The sequence below is a fragment of the Lactonifactor longoviformis DSM 17459 genome, from assembly GCF_900129135.1.
GTDB classification, from domain to species: Bacteria; Bacillota; Clostridia; order Lachnospirales; family Lachnospiraceae; genus Lactonifactor; species Lactonifactor longoviformis.
The window spans coordinates 1-21039 of sequence record NZ_FQVI01000036.1; the positions used below are offsets into that span (position 1 = coordinate 1).

Sequence of the window (21039 nt, forward strand, 5' to 3'; positions counted from 1 at the left end):
AGATGGCTCCATGAAGAGCGGCTGGCAGAAGCTCAGTGGTAAATGGTATTATTTCGGAGCGGCAGATGATGGTTCTATGAAGAGCAGTACTTCTATAAACATAGGCGGAAAACGTTATTATTTTAATAAAAATGGCGTTTGCACTAATCCGTAAAAGATGACTAAGTCAGGCGGGGGCAGAATGTTCCCGCCTGAATGCAAAGGAAACGGAGACAAAGGATGAAAGAGATAAAAAAAAAGCAACTATGGCTTATCTTAGCTGTCTGCTGCTTTTTAGCAGTGATTATAGTATCCTGCATTTATATCCGTGGAAAGAACACTACGGCTCAGGGGACGGCGCTGACCGTTAACGGTTATTCTGTAGCAGAAGAAGAATTTCAGATGATCCTCAGTGATTATCGCTCCAAAGTATACAGTCTTTATTCATCAGATGAAATTCATAAGGAAAGTTTTTGGATAACAGAATATGACGGGGAGACGCCGCTGAAAAAGATTGAGGGCTTAGCTGTGGAACATCTGGTAAGGAACAAGACGATACAAAAGCTATCGGAGAAGCGGGGCCTCACCAAGAAATTTTCATACAGTGACATTATTGAGGAAACCAAAAAAGAAAATGCAGAGAGGAAACAAGCATATGACAGCGGACAGGCAGTTTACGGAATGCGTTCCTATGAGATTGACGATTATTATAAATATTTATACTCCAATATGGAGGCAGCGCTGATCGTAGATTTGATTAAAAATACAATAGAGGTCACTGAAGAAGAATGTAAGACTTATTACGAAGAACATAAGGAGATGGATGCAGAATTGCAGGAGGGTTATGAAAAGACCAAGTCAATTATAAAAAGGAGGATACAGGATGATAAGGCAGATGCTATAATTGCAAAAGAAATTAAGAAAGCAAAAGTAAATTATGATCAGAAACAGCTTGACCGTCTGGCTCTGGAGGTATTAACGGTGCAGGAATAGAATTTTCCTGCACCGTTAAAATTTATGCTGGCTGCATATAGATTAGGATTAACAGATCTCCGCCCCCGCGGGCATATCTTTCTCCGGAACCATCAGGGCCAGTTCACCATTTTCATTTTCTGCACAGAGTATCATACCTTCGGACACAACGCCTGCCAGTTTGGCCGGTTTAAGGTTCACCAGCACCATAACCTTTTTCCCTACCATTTCCTCTGCTGTATAATGTGCCTTGATTCCAGATACGATCTGCCTAACCTGGCTGCCGATTTTTACCTGGGAGCATAGCAGCTTTTTGGATTTTTTTACTTCCTCGCAGGATAGGATCTCTCCTACCTGGAACTGCATTTTCATGAAGTCGTCAAAGGTAATCTCCTCTTTTGCCTCTATATCAATTCCGTTGGATTCCGGGGCGGGAGACTCTTCCTGGGAAGCCTCGGCGGCCTTTTTTTCTTCTACTTTTGCCAATACTTCCTTTACATCCAGGCGGGCGAACAGGATTTCCGGTTTTTCTGTTACTTTACTGCCGGAGGGATATAACCCAAAGGTGGACAGCTGGTCATAGGATCTTCTCTCTGCATGCAGCTGGCCCAGGATTTTCTGGGTAGTCTCAGGCATAAAGGACTCCAGAAGGCCGGCGCCGATACAGATTCCCTCTACCAGATTGTAGAGCACAGTGGAGAGTCTTTCTTTTTTTGACTCATCTTTGGCAAGAGCCCATGGCATTGTCTCATCAATATATTTGTTGCAGCGCTTAAAGACTGCGAATATCTCAGTGATTGCGTCGGCAACCCTCAGATCTTCCATTTTAGCGGCCACCTTTTCTCTGGCAGCGGTGACTACGGACTTCAGATCCCCGTCAACTTCTTCTTCAACGCCTGTGTTGGAAACAACGCCCCCGAAGTATTTGTTGGACATGGAGATGGTACGGTTCACCAGGTTGCCCAGGGTGTTGGCCAGCTCTGAGTTCATTCTCTCCACCATCAGTTCCCAGGTTATGACGCCGTCATTTTCAAAAGGCATCTCGTGAAGCACAAAGTAACGAACTGCGTCAACTCCGAAAAAGTCTACCAGTTCATCCGCGTACAAAACATTACCTTTGGATTTGCTCATCTTTCCTTCGCCCTGGAGCAGCCATGGGTGGCCGAATACCTGCCTGGGAAGGGGAAGATCCAGTGCCATTAAGAAGATTGGCCAGTAAATGGTATGGAAGCGGATGATGTCCTTGCCGATCAGGTGAAGATCTGCAGGCCAGTTTTTCTTAAACAGGTCAGAGCTTTCTCCGTCACACTCGTATCCGATGCCTGTAATATAGTTTGTGAGGGCATCCAGCCATACATAGACTACGTGCTTAGGATCAAAATCCACGGGGATTCCCCATTTGAATGAGGTTCTTGAGACACAGAGATCCTGCAGGCCCGGGAGCAGGAAGTTGTTCATCATCTCATTTTTTCTGGATACCGGCTGGATAAATTCCGGGTGGGTGTTGATGTGCTCTATTAAACGGTCTGCGTATTTGCTCATTTTGAAAAAATAAGCTTCTTCTTTGGCAGGGGTGACTTCCCGGCCGCAGTCAGGGCATTTGCCGTCCTTCAGCTGGGACTCCGTAAAGAAGGACTCACAGGGGGTACAGTACATTCCTTCATAGTATCCTTTGTAGATATCGCCCTTGTCATATAACTTCTTAAAGATTTTCTGGACCTGTTTTTCGTGGTCTGCGTCTGTGGTGCGGATAAATTTATCGTAAGAGGTATTCATCAGATCCCAGATGCTTTTGATTTCTCCGGCTACGCTGTCTACGAACTCTTTGCAGGTTACGCCGGCCTCGGCAGCCTTTAATTCGATTTTCTGGCCGTGCTCGTCAGTTCCTGTCTGAAAAAATACGTCGTAACCCTGTTGTCTCTTAAATCTGGCAATACTGTCTGCCAGAACAGCCTCGTAGGTATTTCCGATATGAGGCTTTCCTGAAGTATAGGCGATTGCCGTTGTCATATAGAATTTCTTTTTTTCCATGTTCATTTCCTCCTGGCTGGGATGGAACTCTCCCTTGTTTGCTTGTATTAGTAAAGCACGATATTGAGCAGTAAAACAAAAAAAACCGCCCTCCGGATGCAGCTGCATTCCAGAAGACGGGATTGTCCCGTGTTACCACTTCTATTTATCCATATCTCGCGATATGAACCTCATGGAGTACCTATACCGGCGGGGTGTCTGTACCGGGTCTATACTCTTTCGCTATAACAGGCGAATCCTGTTGCAGCCTTGCGGCGGATATACCGTTCGGTGCACCTCTCAGAAGCCATGTTCAGTGATCTCTTACATATCCCTCTCAGCGTTGTATGCATCTATAAAAAGATAACAGACTTGCGGGAATTCTCTGTAATGCAGGGGGACAACCTACTCTCTTCGTCATCGTGTTTTCCTATTAAAAGTTATGTTAGCATGGTTCTTCTGATTTGTAAAGGGGGATAAAATTATTCCTGAAGATCCAGACGGCGGCTCCAGCGCAGGAAGGTATCCTGGGATACCTGCAGACGGCGGGCCCCCTCCCGGGAGCTGATAAAACCCTGTGTCCAGAGACTTTTTACTTCATGAAAGTTATCCGGAACGGGCTTGGAAGGGCGGCCGAATTTGACGCCCCTGTATTTGGCTGCGGCAATTCCTTCCATCTGCCGTCTGCGGATGCTCTCCCTCTCTGTCTGTGCCACATAGCTTAAGATCTGCAGGACCAGATCTGCGATAAAGGTTCCCGTCAAATCGTTTCCCTTTGCACGGGTGTCCAGAAGGGGCATATCCAAAACCACAATATCTGCCGCTATCACCTTTGTAAGAATACGCCATTGTTCTAATATTTCATTATAATTACGTCCCAGCCGGTCAATGCTTTTTACAACCACCAGATCTTTTGTCTTAAGGGTATTTATCATTTTTTGATAGGCCGGCCGCTGAAAGTCCTTGCCGCTTAGTTTATCGATAAACATCTTCTGATCCTGAACGGGAAATTCCCTCAGAGCCAAAACCTGCCGGTCTATATTTTGCTCCTTGCTTGAAACTCTGATATAACCGTATACTTCCACTGAAAAACCTCCTATTTTGATTTTACTGATATCTCGAGCAACTGTTTCTGTAATATGTGCAAAATCCGGATGTAAGTAAAAAATTGCCATCTCAGATGTAAACCGGAGAATGGCAATCTCAGAAAAACTCCTTCCAGACAAACAAATGCCCGGGCGAAAGAAATGGTAGAATTTACCGTTCTTTTCCCGCGGCAATATTTGCGGCACAGTTCTATAAGAATTTGACAGTAAATCCGCAATATTTACCAGTTTTAACAATGGATTTAATGTGTATTTACTATAGCACAATTGAACGAAAAATTCTACTTTTTCATTCAATTGTTTCTATATTATTATTTTACCCATGTACTAAAATAATATCAGCAAAAGAAAGTTAAAACACAGTAGAAAGAAATATAATCTGAAAAGGAAGGAATATATATGCATGTTAGTAAAAAACTAATTGATTTGAACTATTGCCGCAGCTGCCTGAATGAGACGTATCATATGAATCTCAGAAGAAAAGATGTGGTTATTCTGCAGTTTCCTCAGGTCTGCAGCTGCTGCGGACAGGTGAAGAATATTGTGTGTGGTTCCAGAGGCGCTTCCAGATTTATGATGTACCTGAAGGTAAGATAGTAAGATCCCATACCGGGAATACTTTGCAGGTATATAAAAATGGTACCAGCTGCTGAAGACACATCTGGTACCACCTTAGAATTTAAAGAACTTTTTCCCATACTTCCCTGCCAGCAGGGGTATTGGCTATGCCCCCCTTGCCGGTTTCTTTCAGAGACTCATCCATTTTTTCCCCCACCTCTCTCATAGCATCGATTACCTGATCCGGGGGGATTCTGCTTTCGATTCCTGCCAGCGCCATATCGGCACAGGAAAGCCCGTTTACGGCTCCGATGACATTTCTTTTGACACAGGGTACTTCTACCAGACCGGCTACCGGGTCGCAGACCAATCCCAAAAGATTTTTCAGTGCCATAGCCGCACCGTGTACGATCTGCCGGTTGGAGCCGCCTTTCAGGTACACCAGAGCGCCGGCGGCCATGGCGGAGGCTGATCCGATCTCTGCCTGGCATCCCCCGGACGCCCCGGCGATAAAGGCCCTGGCGGCAATTACCTGCCCGATGCCTGCGGCTACATAGAGGGCTTCTATCATTCTATCCTCCGGCGCCTTTCCCTCCTGATAGAGGGGGACCAACACGGCAGGCAGGACACCGCAGGCTCCCGCGGTGGGTGCTGCCACAATCCGTTTCATGCAGGCATTGGACTCACCCATTTCAAGTGCCTGAACAATAACCCGGGACATAAAATCTCCGCAAAGGGTCTGCCCGGACTGCCGGTACGCTTCCATCTTTCCGCCCATTCCCCCTACCAGACCGCTGCGGGACATCAGCTCTTTCTGGTAACCTTCGCTGGCTCTGAGCATTGCATGCCACATTTCTCTCATTTTATCATAAGATTCTTCCACAGGTATGGTTCTTTCATTTATATCATCCTGGAGAACGGCTTCCCAGAAGGGAATGTCCTTTTCTTCGCAGAGATTTATAATGTCTTCCAGTGATTGGTATGCCATACGATTTATTCCTCCCCGTTTATATAAGTCACTTTTATAACACCCTCCAGATGCTCCAGCCATTTGACAGCATCCACTGGGACCGGCTGATCGGTTTCCACCACCATAACTGCATATCCGCCTCTCTTATCCCGGTAAAGCTGCATGGTAGCAATATTTACCGACTTGTGGGCAAGGGTAGAGGTAACTTCTGCCACGTGTCCCGGCTGGTCCAGGTTGTGTACGATGAGCGTAGGGCATTCACCGGTGCAGTTTACGGTGATGCCGTCCAGTTTATTAATCATAATTCTGCCGCCGCCCAGTGAAGAAGCCTGAACCTCCAGCAGGTTTTTATTTTCCCCTTCTACCTTAAGGAGGGCCGTATTGGGATGCGCTCCGGGAATGTGGGCGGTTCCGATTGTAAAGCTAAGACCTTCCTCCTCCGCGATGGAAAAGCTGTCCGGTATCCTGGTATCATCCGGCTTCATACCCAGAAGTCCTGCCACTATCGCCCGGTCGGTGCCATGCCCCTTTCCGGTATCTCCAAAAGAGCCGTGCAGGCCGATTTCGGCCTTAATGGGACGGCTGCCCAGTAAAGTTTTGGTAAGTAAGCCGATTCTGACTGCACCTGCAGTGTGAGAACTGGATGGGCCTACCATGACAGGCCCTAAAATATCAAATATATTCATATGATTATCATTCTCCTTATGTGCCCGATTATTCTTATAAATAACAAAAAATCCAAAGAAATTCAATGATGCCCTCCGGTCATTCCTTCTTTGGATGAGATCACTATACTACAAAAAACGATGATAAGCAACAGAAAACTATTTATTCTGGGAAAGAACCTAAAAAAGATGGGATTTGCTCCAAAGCGTTATATTTTGTGAATGCCTCCTGCCGGTTTTGGATTGTGGATTATATTTTAGTTTCAAACTGACTGATGTATTTGAAAATACTTTCATAATTTGTGCACTTTAACGGTTATATTTTAGGGCATACTGACTCTGGGTTATGCATTTTTCCGTTTTGGGTGAAAGTATTTTCCATAAACTAAAATCTGTTGAAATGAATTTCACAAAGAATTATAATGGGCTTACAAACAGAGAACGAGAATATGAACGAAGGGAGTTTGATGATACCATGAATCCACGCATTGAATCGCTGCAGGGACATTTGATTGTATCCTGCCAGGCATTGCCCCATGAACCGCTGCATTCCTCATTTATCATGGGACGTATGGCACTTGCCGCAAAAGAAGGGGGGGCCTTTGGGATCCGCGCGAACACCAGGGAAGATATCGCTGAAATTCAGAAAAATGTAGATCTTCCGATTATCGGCATTGTGAAGAGAGATTATGAGGACAGCGCTGTTTATATCACACCCACTATGAAGGAAGTGGATGAACTCATGGAGGTAAAACCTGAGGTTATCGCCCTGGATGCGACCGGAAGACCCCGGCCCGGCCAGGTGACGCTGGATGACTTCTATCATGAGATCCGAAAAAAATATCCGGACCAGCTTCTGATGGCTGACTGTTCAACTGTTGAAGAGGCGCTCCATGCAGATCAGCTGGGCTTCGATTTTATAGGAACAACACTGGTGGGTTATACACCTCAGAGCCAGGGCAACAAAATAGAAGAGGATGACTTTGAGATAATCCGCACCATTCTGTCAAAGGTGACACATAAAGTTATTGCGGAAGGGAATATTAATACACCGGAAAAAGTAAGAAGAGTCATAGACCTGGGCTGCTACAGCGTTGTTGTGGGTTCTATCATTACACGGCCGCAGCTTATCACCAAATCCTTTGCAGAAGCACTGGATAAGTAAAAGTCGGACTTTCAGTAACGGGACATACGTCACCCTTAACTATTATATATATGAAAAGAAAAAGGAGAACGATTATGATGAAAAACGCAGACATGAAAGGTATCTATAGCGCATTGCTTGTTTCTTTTGATGAGAACGGCAAAGTAAACGAAAAGGGACTCAGAGAAATCATCCGGCATAATATTGATAAAATGAAAGTGGACGGCCTTTATGTGGGAGGGAGCACCGGTGAGAACTTTATGCTCTCCACAGAGGAAAAAAGAGAGATCTTCCGCATTGCAAAGGATGAAGCAAAGGACAGTATCAAGCTGATTGCCCAGGTAGGCTCCATTAACGTATATGAATCAGTTGCGCTGGCCCAATACGCCACCGAGCTTGGGTATGATGCTATTTCTGCGGTAACGCCTTTCTATTATAAGTTTACCTTCCAGGAGATTAAAGATTACTATAACACAATTATTAACAGCGTGGAGAACCGCCTGATTATTTACTCTATCCCGGCGCTTACCGGAGTTAATATGAGTGTAGCCCAGTTCGGGGAATTATTTGAAAATGAAAAAATCATCGGTGTTAAGTTTACCGCGGCAGACTTCTTCCTGCTTGAGAGGCTCAGAAAGGCATATCCTGACCACTTAATCTATGCAGGCTTTGATGAGATGATGCTTCCTGCCGCAGTCTGCGGAATCGACGGTGCCATCGGATCTACCTTCAATGTAAACGGTATCCGTGCCAGACAGATTTATGAACTGGCCCAGGCCGGAAAGATAGAGGAGGCCCTGAAGATTCAGCACGTAACGAACGACCTGATTTCTGCAATTCTGGCGAACGGTCTGTATCCAACCATTAAGGAGCTGTTAAAACTCCAGGGAGTAGACGCAGGATACTGCCACAGACCCATGGCAAGCGCCGACGAGGGACAGAAGGCTGTTGCCAAAGAAATCTTTGATAATTATCTTGGATAATTCCGATAGGAGGTACCGTAATGCAGGGTTTTACCGTTATTGATTTGATTATACTTATTGTATACCTGGCTGCCGTGCTGTTCGCAGGTCTGCATTTCTCTAAAAAGGAAATGAAGGGGAAAGAGTTCTTCCACGGGGATGGGACGATCCCCTGGTGGGTAACCAGTGTATCAATTTTCGCAACTTTGCTGAGTCCGATTTCCTTCCTGTCACTGGCAGGAAACTCCTATGCAGGATCCTGGATTCTCTGGTTTGCACAGCTGGGTATGCTTGTGGCTATCCCCATTACCATAAAGTTTTTCTTACCTATATACAGCAAGCTGAACATTGATACGGCCTACCACTATCTGGAGCTTCGCTTTGGCAGCAAGAGCCTGCGTATTCTCGGGGCGGTCATGTTTATTGTATACCAGATAGGACGTATGTCCATCATCATGTATCTTCCTTCCATGGTACTTGCGAACCTTACGGGAATCAATGTAAATATTCTGATTATTGTGATGGGCGTGATTGCTATTATTTACTCTTACACAGGCGGCCTGAAGTCCGTGCTTTGGACAGATTTTATACAGGGAAGCGTTCTTCTGGTAGGTGTAACCTTCGCTCTGGTTTTTCTGGTATGCAAAATCAACGGAGGGTTTGGAGCAATCTTTGATGCCTTCGGCCAGGGTAAGTTTCTTACACCGGATGAACCTATCTTCTCTCCAAGTATTATGAAAAACAGTGTATTTCTGCTGATTGTGGGCGCAGGCTTTAACACCTGTTCCTCCTATATCTCAAGCCAGGATATTGTGCAGCGTTTTACAACCACCACAGATACCAAGCAGCTGAATAAAATGATGCTTACCAACGGTGCGCTTTCTATCTTTATCGCCACTGTATTCTACTTAATCGGAACTGGCTTATACGTATTTTACGGACAGAATCCGGCGCTGGCTCAGACTGCACAGCAGGATCAGATTTTTGCATCCTTTATCGCATACCAGCTTCCCGTGGGAATCACAGGACTCCTGCTCGCAGCTATCTATGCCGCATCCCAGTCCACTCTTTCCACAGGGCTGAATTCGGTCGCCACCAGCTGGACCATGGATATTCAGGAACGTTTATCCAAAAAGGAAATGAGCTTCGAAAAGCAGACCAAGATTGCACAGTATGTATCGCTGGGAGTGGGCATTGTAGCCATTCTGGTTTCTATGGTACTGGCAAATGGTGAGATTAAGTCCGCGTATGAATGGTTCAACGGGTTTATGGGCCTTGTGCTTGGTGTACTGGGCGGTACCTTTGTGCTGGGTGTATTTACCAAGGTTGCCAATACTACAGGTGCATTTGTTGCCTTTGGAGTGTCTGCTGTCGTTATGGTAATTATTAAGTATACCATGCCCGGGGTTTCTATCTGGTCATACTCCATTATCTCCATTGCCCTTTCCCTGATTATCGGAGTGCCTGTAAGCTATATTTCCAGAAAAATCAAGGGGGATACTTCGGTACCGGTTGCCAATTCCACCGTCTTTAAAAATTAGGAGGCAGTTATGATATTTGGAAATGTAAAAGATTTGGAAGATTATAACTTTCTTCCGGAAGAGATTAAGCGCTGCTTTGCCTACGCGAAGACTCATGACCTCATAGGATATGAAAAGGGGAGCCATACAATCGACGGCGATGACCTGTTTGTGAATATTGTGGAATATGAGACAACAGCCAGGGAAAACCGCTTTTGGGAAGCTCACAGGAATTATCTGGACCTTCACCTTATGCTGAGAGGGAAGGAGCAGATTGACCTGAACTTCATTGACAATATGGAGCAGAAGGAATTTGTAGAAAAAGATGATTTTCTTCCCCTGGAGGGCCCTGAAAATGCCCATGTGGTTCTCACGGACAAAGATTTCCTCATCTGCTACCCTAAGGACGGGCACAGAACAGCCATTGCGGCTGGGGATCCTGTTGTTATTAAAAAAGCTATCTTCAAGATTAAAATAAAATAAGACCATCCGTCTTCCCCATAGACGGCAGGTACACGCTGATGTGCCTGAATCAGGGAGTACCGCTGACGGCATGTTTGCGGCACTCCCTATTGCCATATTATCAGAATCGGAGGATGTCATGAAGCAATATATATGTATTGATATAGGAGGAACATCAATTAAATATGGGCTGATCAGCCGGGAAGGAGAATTTTTGGATACCGGGGAGCGGCCTACGGAAGCCTTTATGGGCGGGCCGGCAGTCCTTGGAAAGGCGGTGGAGATTGCCCAGAACTATCTGTCCAAAGGCAACGCCGCCGGGATCTGTGTTTCTACCGCCGGAATGGTAGACTGTGAGAAGGGGGAGATTATCCATGCCGCCCCCCTGATCCCCGGGTATACCGGCACACAGATCAAAAAGACCATGGAAGAAACGTTTTATATTCCCTGTGAGGTGGAGAATGATGTAAACTGCGCGGGTCTGGCAGAGACCTTCGCAGGTGCCGCCAGAGGGACCAGCAGCAGCCTTTGTCTGACCATCGGGACCGGAATCGGGGGCGCCATTATCCTGAACGGTCAGGTGCTCCACGGAATTTCCAACAGCGCATGTGAAGTGGGATATATGAGCATGGATGGGAGCACATTTCAGGAGTTGGGAGCCAGCAGCATTCTGGTGAAAAAGGTGGCGGCGAGAAAGGGTTTGTCCTTGGAAGAAGTAAACGGCAAACGGGTGTTTGATATGGCAAAGCAGGGTGATCCGGACTGCATACAGGCCATTGATGAGATGGCAGATGTGCTGGGAAAGGGAATTGCAAACATATGCTATGTGATCAATCCCGAAATGGTAGTTCTGGGCGGAGGAATTATGGCCCAAAGAGAGTATTTATATGATAGAATAAAAGAAGCCCTTCACCGGTATCTGATTCCAGCGGTGGCTTCTAAAACAAAGCTTGCCTTTGCGGAGAACCAGAATCAGGCCGGAATGCTGGGGGCGTTCTATCATTTTTGTGCAAAGCACAAGTAAGGAGTCTTCTATGGATCAATATGAGAAAACCATCATTCCGCTTATTGAGTCTATGTATAACAGCTTTACACCCATAGAAAAAACCATAGCTGATTTTTTTATTCATAACACACAGACTATAGATTTTTCTTCCAAAAATATTTCCCGGCAGCTTTATGTCTCAGAAGCATCCCTTTCCCGCTTCGCGAAAAAGTGCGGGTTTAAAGGGTATCGGGAGTTTCTGTTTCGTTACCAGCAGGGATTCGGCGAGAATCAGCCTGTGATTACCGATGATTCTGCCAAGCAGGTCCTGAATACCTACCAGGAACTTCTGACAAAAAGCTATGCCCTGCTGGATGAACAGCAGCTGGATCGGATCGTCCATATCCTCTCTACAAAGAAGAGGGTCTATGTATATGGGAGAGGAAGCTCCGGCCTCGTAGCTCAGGAGATGAAGCTGAGGTTTATGCGTATCGGGGTGAATATGGAGTCTATCACAGACAGCCATATTATGAAGATGAATTCTGTCCTTCTGGATGAGGACTGTGCGGTAATCGCTATCAGTATCAGCGGCAGAACCCAGGAGGTTATGACTTCTCTCCGTGCGGCAAAGACGAGAGGGGCTACCACCATTTTGATGACCTCCAGACGGGAGAAAGAGTTTCAGGAATTCTGTGATGAGATTCTGCTCTTTGCAGTGAAAGAGCATCTGGAAAACGGGAAGGCCATATCGCCCCAGTTCCCTATTCTGATTATGGTAGATATCTTTTATTCCAGGTTTATGGAGCTGGATACGTTTCATAAAGAGGCGCTGCATGACTATACGATGGATATTTTATATGGGGGACGGTAAGCGGAAGCACCTGCCGTACCGGAAATGAGGATATGTAGATGGAATATATTCCTGCGAAAACAATTGTAACGAAGAATAAAAGCTCTGCCTGGTTCGGGAACGATTATACGATGAACATTTATAAGGGGTGCTGTCACGGGTGCATCTACTGTGACAGCCGCTCAGACTGTTATCGGGTAGAGGACTTTGACCGGGTGCGGGCGAAGGAAGATGCTCTTCGGATTATACGGGATGATCTGAGGAGAAAGACAAAAAAGGGGGTGGTGGGGACCGGTTCTATGAGCGATCCCTATAACCCTTTTGAGGAGAAGCTTAATCTTACCCGGCATGCCCTGGAACTGATAGACGCGTTTGAATTTGGAATTACAATTGCGACTAAAAGTGCGCTTCTTCTGCGGGATACGGATGTCATAAAGCAGATTCAGGAACATTCGCCGGTGCTGTGCAAGGTAACGATTACAACGGCGGACGATGCACTGTGCCGGAAGATAGAGCCGGGTGTTTCCCTGTCTTCTCAGAGGTTTGAGATGCTGGCGGGGCTGAGGGACTGCGGAATTCCCGCCGGCATCCTGCTAATGCCTGTACTCCCGTTTTTGGAGGACAGTGTGGAGAATGTGCTGGAGATTGTGGAACGGGCTCACGAGGCAGGGGCCTGTTTTATCTATCCGGCTTTCGGTATGACCTTGCGGGACAGCCAGAGAGAATGGTATTATAAGAAGATAGAAGAGCTTTTTCCCGGAGAAGGGCTGGCAGAGCGGTATATTAAGAGATATGGGAACCGCTATGAATGCAGAAGCCCTCAGGCGGCAAAGCTCTGGAAGCATTTTCAAAGCCGGTGTGAAAGGTATGGAATTCTTTATGAGATGAAGGATATTATACATTTTTACAAGCGGAGTTATGAAGTGACGCAGCTGAGCTTATTTGACTTTTAGATGCCAGGAGGACGCAATGGAAACGAGAATAGAATTAGAGAATCTGTATAATACCAGAGATCTGGGGGGATACCGGACACAGGAGGGAAAGAAGATCCGTCCGAAACGGCTGCTTCGCAGCGGGACGCTGGAGCGGGCAACGGACAGGGATATCCGCAAGCTGACGGATGAGTACCAGATGAAGACAGTAGTTGACTTCAGGACAAGGGCGGAGATGGACCAGAAGCCGGATCCCCCCATAGAAGGAGTCACTTTTATACATAACCCGATCCTCACAGAGGCCCAGATGGGAATTACCAGGGAAGAGGAGAATAATGCAAAGAGTTTTATGAATATGCTGATGGAGTATACCCGGAGGATACAGGATAACCCAATGGCGTTCGGGGAGGATATTTATCCCCAGCTGGTTACCAATGAGGAATCCGTATACCATTACCGGAGGTTTTTTGAGATATTGCTGGAGCAGGAGGAGGGGGCGGTGCTCTGGCACTGTACGGCGGGAAAAGACCGGGTGGGTACTGGTACCGCTCTGCTTTTGAGCGCTTTGAATGTAGACAGGGAGACCATACTGCAGGACTATATGCTGACCAATACCTACATAGAGCCTGAGACCCGGAGGATGCAGGAAATGGTTTCCGGGTTTACCACAGATCCGGTAGTGTTTCACACTCTCCGGGTGCTGAACGGAGTGGAAAGGGGATATCTGGAATCTGTATTTCAGACTATAGATCGGGTATACGGCTCTCTGAAGGAATTTCTGGAGCACCAGATGGGCCTGAACAGGGAGCGGCGCATGGAGTTATGTCACAGGTATCTGACAGAATAAAAATTTTACGCTTTTTTAATGAGGTTTCCATTGACAATCGCATCCGGTTCTTTTATAGTAGAATTTAGTAAAAGGGAGTAGCTGATGCCTGAAAACCGGGCGTGTGCGGTGTCGTCAATCTCGATGGAAGCAGATTCCGTCCGTATCGTAATGAAACAGCGAGACTTTTATTGCATGACTGATTTGTGCAATAAGAGTCTCTTTTTTGCGTTTACAGAAAATCAGTTGTGTAAACTCCCCCTGGGAAGGGGAAAATATACCTAACCAAAGAACAATTCAAAGTGGAGGGATTGGAATGAAGAAGTATTATCAAATGGCAAAATCAGAGGTCCGCAAGGAGATAAACGGCGGGCTGAAGCCTCTCACAGATGCCCAGGTAAAGGAACACCAGGAAAAATACGGTCCTAATGAGCTTGCCGAGGGAAAGAAAAAGACAGTGCCTCAGATTTTTCTGGAACAGTTTAAAGATTTCCTTGTTATTATCCTGATAATCGCAGCTACGGTATCAGGTTTTTTAGGGGACGCAGAGAGTGCGATTGTCATTCTGGTGGTTATAACCATCAATGCAATTTTGGGAACCGTACAGACAGTAAAGGCGGAGCAGTCTCTAAACAGCCTGAAAAAGCTTTCCGGGCCGGAGGCAAAGGTGCGCAGAAGCGGGAACGTTGTAAAAATTCCCTCATCAGAGATTACGGTGGGTGATGAGGTACTGCTGGAGGCCGGCGACTGTGTGCCTGCCGACGGAAGAATCCTGGAGAATGCCAGTCTGAAGATTGATGAGAGCGCACTCACCGGGGAGAGCCTGGGGGTAGAAAAAACGCATACAAAGCTGGAAGGGGATAGGCCCCTTGGGGATCAGACCAATATGGTATTCTCCGGAAGCTTTGTCACCTACGGCAGAGGCACCTACCTGGTAACCGGTGTTGGAATGAATACGGAAGTAGGGAAGATAGCGTCTCTGCTGAAAAGTACGTCAGAGAAAAAGACGCCTCTGCAGATAAATCTGGATAAATTCGGACAGAAATTATCCATTCTGATTTTGGTGTTCTGCGGAATTTTATTCGGCATCAGTGTATTCAGGGGGGAATCCATAGGAAATGCATTTTTATTCGCAGTGGCGCTGGCAGTTGCGGCCATACCTGAGGCTCTGAGCTCTATTGTAACTATCGTGTTGTCCTTCGGGACCCAGAAGATGGCCCGGGAACACGCCATTATCAGAAAACTGCAGGCGGTGGAGGGACTGGGAAGTGTCTCTATTATCTGTTCCGACAAAACCGGTACACTGACCCAGAATAAAATGACTGTGGAGGATTACTATACCGACGAGACCAGAATCTCTGCAGAAAATATTGACTGCAATGACAGTATGCAGTACCGGCTGCTGAAATACAGTATTCTGTGCAATGATTCTACCAATATCAATGGCCAGGAGATCGGAGATCCCACGGAGACAGCCTTGATTAATATAGGAGATAAGCTTGGAGTGACTGCGGCTTCTGTGAGAGAGCAGTACCCCAGGACAGATGAAATTCCTTTTGACAGCGACAGAAAACTTATGTCAACTGCACATATGCTGGAGGACGGATATACCATGGTAACTAAAGGTGCTGTGGATGTCCTTCTGGACAGAATGACACATATTCTGAAGGACGGCGGTATACAGCCCTTCACACCGGAAGACAGAAAGGCCATAGAAGCCCAGAACCAGGAATTCTCCAGAGGGGGACTGAGAGTGCTGGCATTTGCGTGCAAGCAGCTTGAGGAGGGCCGTCCCCTGACGCTGGAAGATGAAAAAGACCTTACATTTATCGGACTGATCTCCATGATGGATCCCCCCAGGGAAGAGTCTGCGCAGGCTGTTTCCGAATGTATCCGGGCGGGAATTAAACCTATTATGATCACCGGCGATCACAAGGTTACAGCGGCGGCCATAGCAAAGCGGATCGGGATTCTGAAGGAAGAAAGAGAGGCCTGCGAGGGGGCTGTGATTGAAACTATGGACGATGAACAGCTGAAGGATTTTGTTGAGGGCATATCGGTATATGCCAGGGTATCCCCGGAACATAAGATACGGATTGTCCGTGCATGGCAGGAAAAGGGGAATATTGTGGCCATGACCGGAGACGGCGTGAACGATGCTCCTGCACTGAAGCAGGCCGATATTGGCGTGGCAATGGGGATTACAGGAAGCGAAGTTTCCAAGGATGCCGCGTCTATGGTATTGACGGATGATAACTTTGCCACTATTATTAAGGCAGTGGAAAATGGAAGAAATGTATACAAGAACATAAAAAACTCCATTCAATTTCTTCTTTCCGGAAACTTCGGGGCCATACTGGCGGTCCTGTACGCTTCTATTATGGCGCTTCCCGTGCCCTTTGCTCCGGTGCACCTGCTGTTTATCAACCTGCTTACGGACAGTCTTCCGGCAATTGCACTGGGACTTGAGCCTCATTCCAGCGAGGTGATGGATGAAAAACCAAGGCCCATGAACGAGTCAATCCTGACAAAGGATTTCTTATCCAAGATTGGGCTGGAAGGACTCTGCATCGGCATTATGACCATGATAGGATTTTACATTGGCTATCAGAACGGGGACGCGCTGCTGGCCAGCACCATGGCATTCGGCACTCTGTGTATTTCCCGGCTTTTCCATGGATATAACTGTAAGTCGGATCGGCCGCTTTTGTTTACCAAAAGATTTTTTAACAATAAATATTTATTCGGGGCATTTTTTATCGGCCTGTTTCTTATGACCTGTGTATTAATGATCCCAGGACTTCACGGGATTTTTAAGGTACAGACACTTACTCTGACACAGCTGTTTACCGTATATGGTCTGGCATTTTTGAATCTTCCGGTGATCCAGTTTTTAAAATGGGTGCGCGGCAAGCTGGGCATCTGACAGCGGATAGGGGTAGAAAGTATTAGGTGAATCTATGGATTTAGGTAAAGAAAATATAAAAAAACTAAGAGGACTGATTATATTCACCATTTTGATCCTGGTGGGGCTCCAGAATTTTGGAGTAATTATCAATGCAGCCCGGTTCCTGCTGAACATTATCTTTCCGTTTGCGCTGGGAGCGGCGGTAGCCTTTGTGCTGAATGTACCCATGCACTTTCTGGAAAAGCACCTGTTCCAAGAGAGGAAGTGGAAAGGGAATTCTGCGGTAAGAAGGCTGGCCCGCCCGGTCAGTCTGATTCTCACCATGTGTATCGTAATCGGGGTTGTAGTGCTGGTGATGTTTGTGGTAGTTCCCCAGCTGGGCACCACTATTATGAGTCTGGGAACCAGCCTTCAGAATTTTGCGGTTAACCTTCAGAATTGGGGGGAAAAACTGTTTCAGGACAATCAGGAAATTGTGGGGTGGATCAACAGCCTGGAGTTTAATTGGGACCAGATGATTCAGACCGGCATTGATTTCTTTAAGAACGGTGCGGGAAGTGTGCTGAACTCTACCTTTTCAGCAGCAAAGACCATTATCAGCGGTCTGGCCAACTTCTTTATCGCGTTTGTATTTGCCTGTTATATTCTTCTGCAGAAGGAGAAACTGAGCAGGCAGGTGAAAAAGATTATGTACGCTTTTTTAAAAAAGGAGCATGTAGAGGTGCTGACCAATGTCTGCTCTCTGTCCTATAAGACCTTTTCCAATTTCCTCACGGGACAGTGTGTGGAGGCAGTGATTCTGGGAACCATGTTTTTTATCACAATGACTATTTTCCGGTTCCCGTACGCACTGCTGGTTGGAGTTTTGATAGCATTTACAGCCTTAATCCCTATTTTTGGAGCATTTATCGGGTGTGTGATCGGGGCGTTTCTGATACTAATGGTAAGTCCGGTAAAGGCCATTGGGTTTATTGCCATGTTCCTGATTCTCCAGCAGATTGAGGGAAATCTGATTTACCCTCATGTGGTGGGCGGGTCTGTGGGGCTTCCCTCCATCTGGGTGCTGGTAGCCGTTACTCTGGGCGGCAGCCTTATGGGCATCGTGGGGATGCTTGTATTTATCCCGCTCAGTTCTGTGGTTTATACCCTCTTTCGAGGGTGGGTTTACCAAAGGCTGAAAAAGAAAAACATACCCCTGGAACAGATAGAATGACAGAAGAACATAAGAAGCCGGAAGGAGAACGAGAGAAGCGATGGAACGTCCAATGATATTTGACAGCCATGCCCATTATGACGACGAGGCATTTGAACCAGACAGGGATGAACTGCTGGAATCCATGGCAAAGCTGGGAGTAGGCACAATTATAAATGTAGGAGCCAGTCTGCGCGGCGTCAGAGATACCGTAAAGCTCATGAAGAAATACTCTTTTATCTACGGGGCGGTGGGGGTGCATCCCGACGAAGTGGGAGATCTGGATGAGACGCAGATGATATGGCTGAGGAGCCTCTGTATGGAGGAGAAGACAGTGGCCATAGGAGAGATTGGGCTTGACTATTACTGGAACAAAGAAAACCATGAGGTGCAGAAGCACTGGTTTGTCCGCCAGATGGACCTGGCCAAAGAAGTTGGATTTCCCATAATTGTGCACAGCCGTGACGCAGCCAGGGACACCCTTGATATTATGAAGTCTGAGCGTGCGGATGCCCTTACGGGTGTGATTCACTGTTACTCGTACTCCAAAGAGCATGCCAGAGAGTATATGAACATGGGGTACTTACTTGGCATCGGGGGAGTTGCCACCTTTGCCAATGCAAAGAAGCTGAAGGAGATTGCAGCCTATGCCCCTTTGGATTACATTCTGCTGGAAACGGACTGTCCGTATCTGGCTCCTGAGCCCCACCGGGGGGAGAGGAATAATTCGTCCTATCTGACGTTTGTTGCCCGGGAGATTGCCAGGATAAAGGGGGTCAGCTATGAGACTGTGGTGGAGACCACAGCGGAGAACGCCAGACGGCTGTTTGGCATATAATATGGATGGGGATGTCGCTGCCGGCATCTCCATTTTCCATTTGCTGTAATCCCGGGAAAATGTGTTTACAATCTCTATACCGATTGGTATAATAGAATCACATAAAGGAGATGCTGCTATGGATAACAGAGATATGCTGATGCAGGTTGCCCTGGATCTTTTTTATTCCAAGGGCTATGACGCCGTAGGGGTCCAGGAGATTGTTGACAAATCCGGGGTGACGAAACCCACGTTATATTATTATTTTGGCAGTAAAAAGGGGCTTTTGGAGAGCTTGCTGGATAAAGGATACAGAAACATTGAGGAGTCCCTTGCAGCGGCCTGCTCCCACCGGGATTCACTGTCAGACACCCTGTATCATGTAGCCAGATCCTTCTTTGATTATACGGCATCCAACAGGAAGTTTTACCTGCTGATGCTGTCGCTGTTTTATTCGGCCAGGGAGAATGAGGCCTTTCAGACCGTTTATCCTTATATTCAGAGGTATTACCAGAGAATTGTACAGATATTTGAGGATGCAGCGCCACAGCTGGGTAATATGAGAGGAAGGCAGAGGCAGTTTGCTGTTGGGTTTACCGGGGTTTTGAACCATCATATTATGATGGCGGCTGAGCATGCCGCCCCTGACGGAAGAATTGAGATAACCAATGAGGCCACATATGAGATTGTACATCAGTTCATGTATGGCATATTTTCATAAGCAAATCAGCCATAATACTAAAAAGACAGGCAGGAGGTAACAGGGAATGAATAAAAAGTGGTATGAAGAGGCAGTATTTTATCATATGTACCCTATCGGGATGACAGGAGCTCCCAGGGAGAACCGGGAGCAGGAGACCGTGCACAGATTTAAACTGCTTATGGAGTGGCTGCCCCACATAGCGGAGATAGGCTGTACAGCTGTGTATATCGGGCCGTTGTTTGAGTCATCCACTCACGGGTATGACACAAAGGATTATAAGCTTGTGGACAGAAGACTGGGGGACAATGAAGACTTCCGGTGTTTTGTAGAAAAGGCGCACAGGCTGGGGATCCGGATCGTTGTGGACGGGGTGTTCAATCATACGGGGCGGGAATTCTTTGCCTTCAGGGATATTCAGGAGAAGAGAGAGGGTTCCCCCTATAAAAATTGGTATAAGGGAATTAATTTTGGGGGAAACAACCCCTATAATGACGGCTTTTCCTATGAGGCTTGGAGAAACTGCTTTGAGCTTGTGAATCTGAACCCGTGGGAGCCGGAAGTAAGGGAGTATCTCCTGGGGGTGATAGACTTCTGGATTGAGACATTTGATATTGACGGGATACGGCTGGATTGTGCGGACTGTCTGGAGTTTACATTTATGGAGGAGATGCGCAGGAGAACTCAGGAGAAAAAAGAAGATTTTTGGCTTATGGGCGAGGTGATCCATGGGGATTACAGCCGGTATATAGGAGACGGGCAGCACTTGCTCCACAGCGTCACTAATTATGAGCTGCACAAGGGATTGTACTCCGGTCATAACGATCACAATTACTTTGAGATTGCCCATACCATACGGAGGGAATTTGATGAAAACGGGGGGATCTACAGGGGCATGAAGCTTTATTCCTTTGTGGATAACCATGATGTAGACCGTATTGCCAGCAAACTTACCGTCAAAGCCCATCTGCATCCAGTCTATACACTTCTCTACACACTGCCCGGCATTCCTTCTGTCTATTATGGATCGGAATGGGGGATTACCGGAAAGAAAGAGGGGCCTGACGACGGTCCTCTGCGCCCGGCGGTGGATTTGGGGAAGGCGCTGGAGGAGAACAGGGACTCCCGGATCCTGGAATGGGTGAGAACCCTGGGCCGTATCCATAAGGAGCATCCATGTCTTGCCCTGGGGCAGTATCGTGAGCTGGTGCTGACCAACCGGCAATATGCATTTTCCAGAACATGGGAAGGGGACCTGCTGATTGCTGCAGTAAACAACGATGAAAAGGAAGCGCCGGTAAGGATACCTGTCCCTGACGGGGGGAGAAGGTATCAGAATGCGGTTACCAAGGAAGAGATTCCGGTGGAGAACGGAAGTCTTGGCATTACTGTGGAGGCAGCAGGGAGTGTTCTCATTACCTGGCTGGCCGGAGAGTAAGTCTGGGATAAAAGAATAAATGAAACTAACGGTAAAAGGGGAA

Annotated in this window: 20 protein-coding genes; 16 read left to right on the forward strand and 4 right to left on the reverse strand. The window is 46.9% G+C overall.

The window, feature by feature from the left end; genetic code table 11:
* The first annotated feature begins 10 nt into the window (after nucleotides 1–10).
* A complete protein-coding gene (locus tag BUA56_RS20115; protein WP_084068158.1) occupies nucleotides 11–154 on the forward strand; it encodes a hypothetical protein in 144 nt (47 codons plus the stop codon).
* A gap of 65 nt (nucleotides 155–219) precedes the next feature.
* Complete coding sequence (locus BUA56_RS20120; protein WP_072854568.1) at nucleotides 220–972, forward strand: hypothetical protein; 753 nt, start codon at nucleotides 220–222, stop codon at nucleotides 970–972.
* Nucleotides 973–1020: 48 nt separating this feature from the next.
* Here BUA56_RS20120 and metG read toward each other — a convergent pair whose 3' ends face one another.
* Together metG and BUA56_RS20130 are read right to left on the reverse strand one after the other, a co-directional pair.
* Entirely contained in the window at nucleotides 1021–2982 is a 1962-nt protein-coding gene (gene metG, locus BUA56_RS20125; protein ID WP_242946826.1) for a methionine--tRNA ligase, read from the reverse strand.
* Nucleotides 2983–3443: 461 nt separating this feature from the next.
* Nucleotides 3444–4046, reverse strand: coding sequence for a recombinase family protein (locus BUA56_RS20130; RefSeq protein WP_072854570.1), 603 nt, complete (start codon nucleotides 4044–4046; stop codon nucleotides 3444–3446).
* A 420-nt stretch (nucleotides 4047–4466) separates the two neighbouring features.
* On the opposite strand from BUA56_RS20130, the gene BUA56_RS20135 reads away from it, so the two are divergent.
* Entirely contained in the window at nucleotides 4467–4664 is a 198-nt protein-coding gene (locus tag BUA56_RS20135; protein ID WP_072854571.1) for a hypothetical protein, read from the forward strand.
* An 82-nt stretch (nucleotides 4665–4746) separates the two neighbouring features.
* On the opposite strand, the gene sdaAA is transcribed toward BUA56_RS20135, so the two are convergent.
* Together sdaAA and sdaAB are read right to left on the reverse strand one after the other, a co-directional pair.
* Nucleotides 4747–5613 (reverse strand): L-serine ammonia-lyase, iron-sulfur-dependent, subunit alpha, encoded by an 867-nt coding sequence (gene sdaAA, locus BUA56_RS20140; RefSeq protein WP_072854572.1) that lies wholly within the window; start codon nucleotides 5611–5613, stop codon nucleotides 4747–4749.
* A gap of 5 nt (nucleotides 5614–5618) precedes the next feature.
* Nucleotides 5619–6281: an L-serine ammonia-lyase, iron-sulfur-dependent subunit beta gene (gene sdaAB, locus BUA56_RS20145; protein WP_072854590.1), complete on the reverse strand. Its 663-nt coding sequence runs from the start codon at nucleotides 6279–6281 to the stop codon at nucleotides 5619–5621.
* 454 nt (nucleotides 6282–6735) lie between these two features.
* On the opposite strand from sdaAB, the gene BUA56_RS20150 reads away from it, so the two are divergent.
* From BUA56_RS20150 to BUA56_RS20210, 13 genes are all read left to right on the forward strand, one after another.
* Nucleotides 6736–7425 (forward strand): N-acetylmannosamine-6-phosphate 2-epimerase, encoded by a 690-nt coding sequence (locus tag BUA56_RS20150; RefSeq protein WP_072854573.1) that lies wholly within the window; start codon nucleotides 6736–6738, stop codon nucleotides 7423–7425.
* 92 nt (nucleotides 7426–7517) lie between these two features.
* Nucleotides 7518–8387, forward strand: coding sequence for an N-acetylneuraminate lyase (locus BUA56_RS20155; RefSeq protein ID WP_207650956.1), 870 nt, complete (start codon nucleotides 7518–7520; stop codon nucleotides 8385–8387).
* Nucleotides 8388–8407: 20 nt separating this feature from the next.
* Complete coding sequence (locus BUA56_RS20160; RefSeq protein ID WP_072854574.1) at nucleotides 8408–9907, forward strand: sodium:solute symporter family protein; 1500 nt, start codon at nucleotides 8408–8410, stop codon at nucleotides 9905–9907.
* 9 nt (nucleotides 9908–9916) lie between these two features.
* On the forward strand, nucleotides 9917–10369 hold the full coding sequence (locus BUA56_RS20165; protein ID WP_072854575.1) for a NanQ anomerase/TabA/YiaL family protein: 453 nt from the start codon (nucleotides 9917–9919) through the stop codon (nucleotides 10367–10369).
* 118 nt (nucleotides 10370–10487) lie between these two features.
* A complete protein-coding gene (locus BUA56_RS20170) occupies nucleotides 10488–11372 on the forward strand; it encodes an ROK family protein (RefSeq protein ID WP_072854592.1) in 885 nt (294 codons plus the stop codon).
* Between the two features lie 10 nt (nucleotides 11373–11382).
* The gene (locus BUA56_RS20175) at nucleotides 11383–12204 is read left to right on the forward strand and encodes a MurR/RpiR family transcriptional regulator (RefSeq protein ID WP_072854576.1); all 822 of its coding nucleotides are present in this window, start codon (nucleotides 11383–11385) and stop codon (nucleotides 12202–12204) included.
* A gap of 38 nt (nucleotides 12205–12242) precedes the next feature.
* Nucleotides 12243–13136 carry an SPL family radical SAM protein gene (locus BUA56_RS20180; RefSeq protein ID WP_072854577.1) on the forward strand — a complete coding sequence of 298 codons (894 nt, stop codon included), beginning with the start codon at nucleotides 12243–12245 and terminating at the stop codon, nucleotides 13134–13136.
* Nucleotides 13137–13152: 16 nt separating this feature from the next.
* Nucleotides 13153–13962: a tyrosine-protein phosphatase gene (locus tag BUA56_RS20185; protein WP_072854578.1), complete on the forward strand. Its 810-nt coding sequence runs from the start codon at nucleotides 13153–13155 to the stop codon at nucleotides 13960–13962.
* Between the two features lie 295 nt (nucleotides 13963–14257).
* On the forward strand, nucleotides 14258–16867 hold the full coding sequence (locus tag BUA56_RS20190; protein WP_072854579.1) for a cation-translocating P-type ATPase: 2610 nt from the start codon (nucleotides 14258–14260) through the stop codon (nucleotides 16865–16867).
* Nucleotides 16868–16901: 34 nt separating this feature from the next.
* Nucleotides 16902–18062, forward strand: a complete 1161-nt coding sequence (locus tag BUA56_RS20195) for an AI-2E family transporter (RefSeq protein ID WP_072854580.1) — start codon at nucleotides 16902–16904, stop codon at nucleotides 18060–18062.
* Nucleotides 18063–18102: 40 nt separating this feature from the next.
* Nucleotides 18103–18879 carry a TatD family hydrolase gene (locus tag BUA56_RS20200; protein ID WP_341443526.1) on the forward strand — a complete coding sequence of 259 codons (777 nt, stop codon included), beginning with the start codon at nucleotides 18103–18105 and terminating at the stop codon, nucleotides 18877–18879.
* Nucleotides 18880–18997: 118 nt separating this feature from the next.
* A complete protein-coding gene (locus BUA56_RS20205) occupies nucleotides 18998–19579 on the forward strand; it encodes a TetR/AcrR family transcriptional regulator (protein WP_072854581.1) in 582 nt (193 codons plus the stop codon).
* Between the two features lie 46 nt (nucleotides 19580–19625).
* Complete coding sequence (locus BUA56_RS20210; RefSeq protein WP_072854582.1) at nucleotides 19626–20996, forward strand: alpha-amylase family glycosyl hydrolase; 1371 nt, start codon at nucleotides 19626–19628, stop codon at nucleotides 20994–20996.
* The last annotated feature ends 43 nt before the right edge of the window (nucleotides 20997–21039 follow it).

Coding starts and splice junctions, on each gene's coding strand:
- BUA56_RS20115 (WP_084068158.1), top strand. CDS start 11: ATGAAGAGCGGCTGGCAGAAGCTCAGTGGTAAATGGTATTATTTCGGA.
- BUA56_RS20120 (WP_072854568.1), top strand. CDS start 220: ATGAAAGAGATAAAAAAAAAGCAACTATGGCTTATCTTAGCTGTCTGC.
- metG (WP_242946826.1), bottom strand. CDS start 2,982: ATGGAAAAAAAGAAATTCTATATGACAACGGCAATCGCCTATACTTCA.
- BUA56_RS20135 (WP_072854571.1), top strand. CDS start 4,467: ATGCATGTTAGTAAAAAACTAATTGATTTGAACTATTGCCGCAGCTGC.
- sdaAA (WP_072854572.1), bottom strand. CDS start 5,613: ATGGCATACCAATCACTGGAAGACATTATAAATCTCTGCGAAGAAAAG.
- sdaAB (WP_072854590.1), bottom strand. CDS start 6,281: ATGAATATATTTGATATTTTAGGGCCTGTCATGGTAGGCCCATCCAGT.
- BUA56_RS20150 (WP_072854573.1), top strand. CDS start 6,736: ATGAATCCACGCATTGAATCGCTGCAGGGACATTTGATTGTATCCTGC.
- BUA56_RS20155 (WP_207650956.1), top strand. CDS start 7,518: ATGAAAGGTATCTATAGCGCATTGCTTGTTTCTTTTGATGAGAACGGC.
- BUA56_RS20160 (WP_072854574.1), top strand. CDS start 8,408: ATGCAGGGTTTTACCGTTATTGATTTGATTATACTTATTGTATACCTG.
- BUA56_RS20165 (WP_072854575.1), top strand. CDS start 9,917: ATGATATTTGGAAATGTAAAAGATTTGGAAGATTATAACTTTCTTCCG.
- BUA56_RS20170 (WP_072854592.1), top strand. CDS start 10,488: ATGAAGCAATATATATGTATTGATATAGGAGGAACATCAATTAAATAT.
- BUA56_RS20175 (WP_072854576.1), top strand. CDS start 11,383: ATGGATCAATATGAGAAAACCATCATTCCGCTTATTGAGTCTATGTAT.
- BUA56_RS20180 (WP_072854577.1), top strand. CDS start 12,243: ATGGAATATATTCCTGCGAAAACAATTGTAACGAAGAATAAAAGCTCT.
- BUA56_RS20185 (WP_072854578.1), top strand. CDS start 13,153: ATGGAAACGAGAATAGAATTAGAGAATCTGTATAATACCAGAGATCTG.
- BUA56_RS20190 (WP_072854579.1), top strand. CDS start 14,258: ATGAAGAAGTATTATCAAATGGCAAAATCAGAGGTCCGCAAGGAGATA.
- BUA56_RS20195 (WP_072854580.1), top strand. CDS start 16,902: ATGGATTTAGGTAAAGAAAATATAAAAAAACTAAGAGGACTGATTATA.
- BUA56_RS20200 (WP_341443526.1), top strand. CDS start 18,103: ATGGAACGTCCAATGATATTTGACAGCCATGCCCATTATGACGACGAG.
- BUA56_RS20205 (WP_072854581.1), top strand. CDS start 18,998: ATGGATAACAGAGATATGCTGATGCAGGTTGCCCTGGATCTTTTTTAT.
- BUA56_RS20210 (WP_072854582.1), top strand. CDS start 19,626: ATGAATAAAAAGTGGTATGAAGAGGCAGTATTTTATCATATGTACCCT.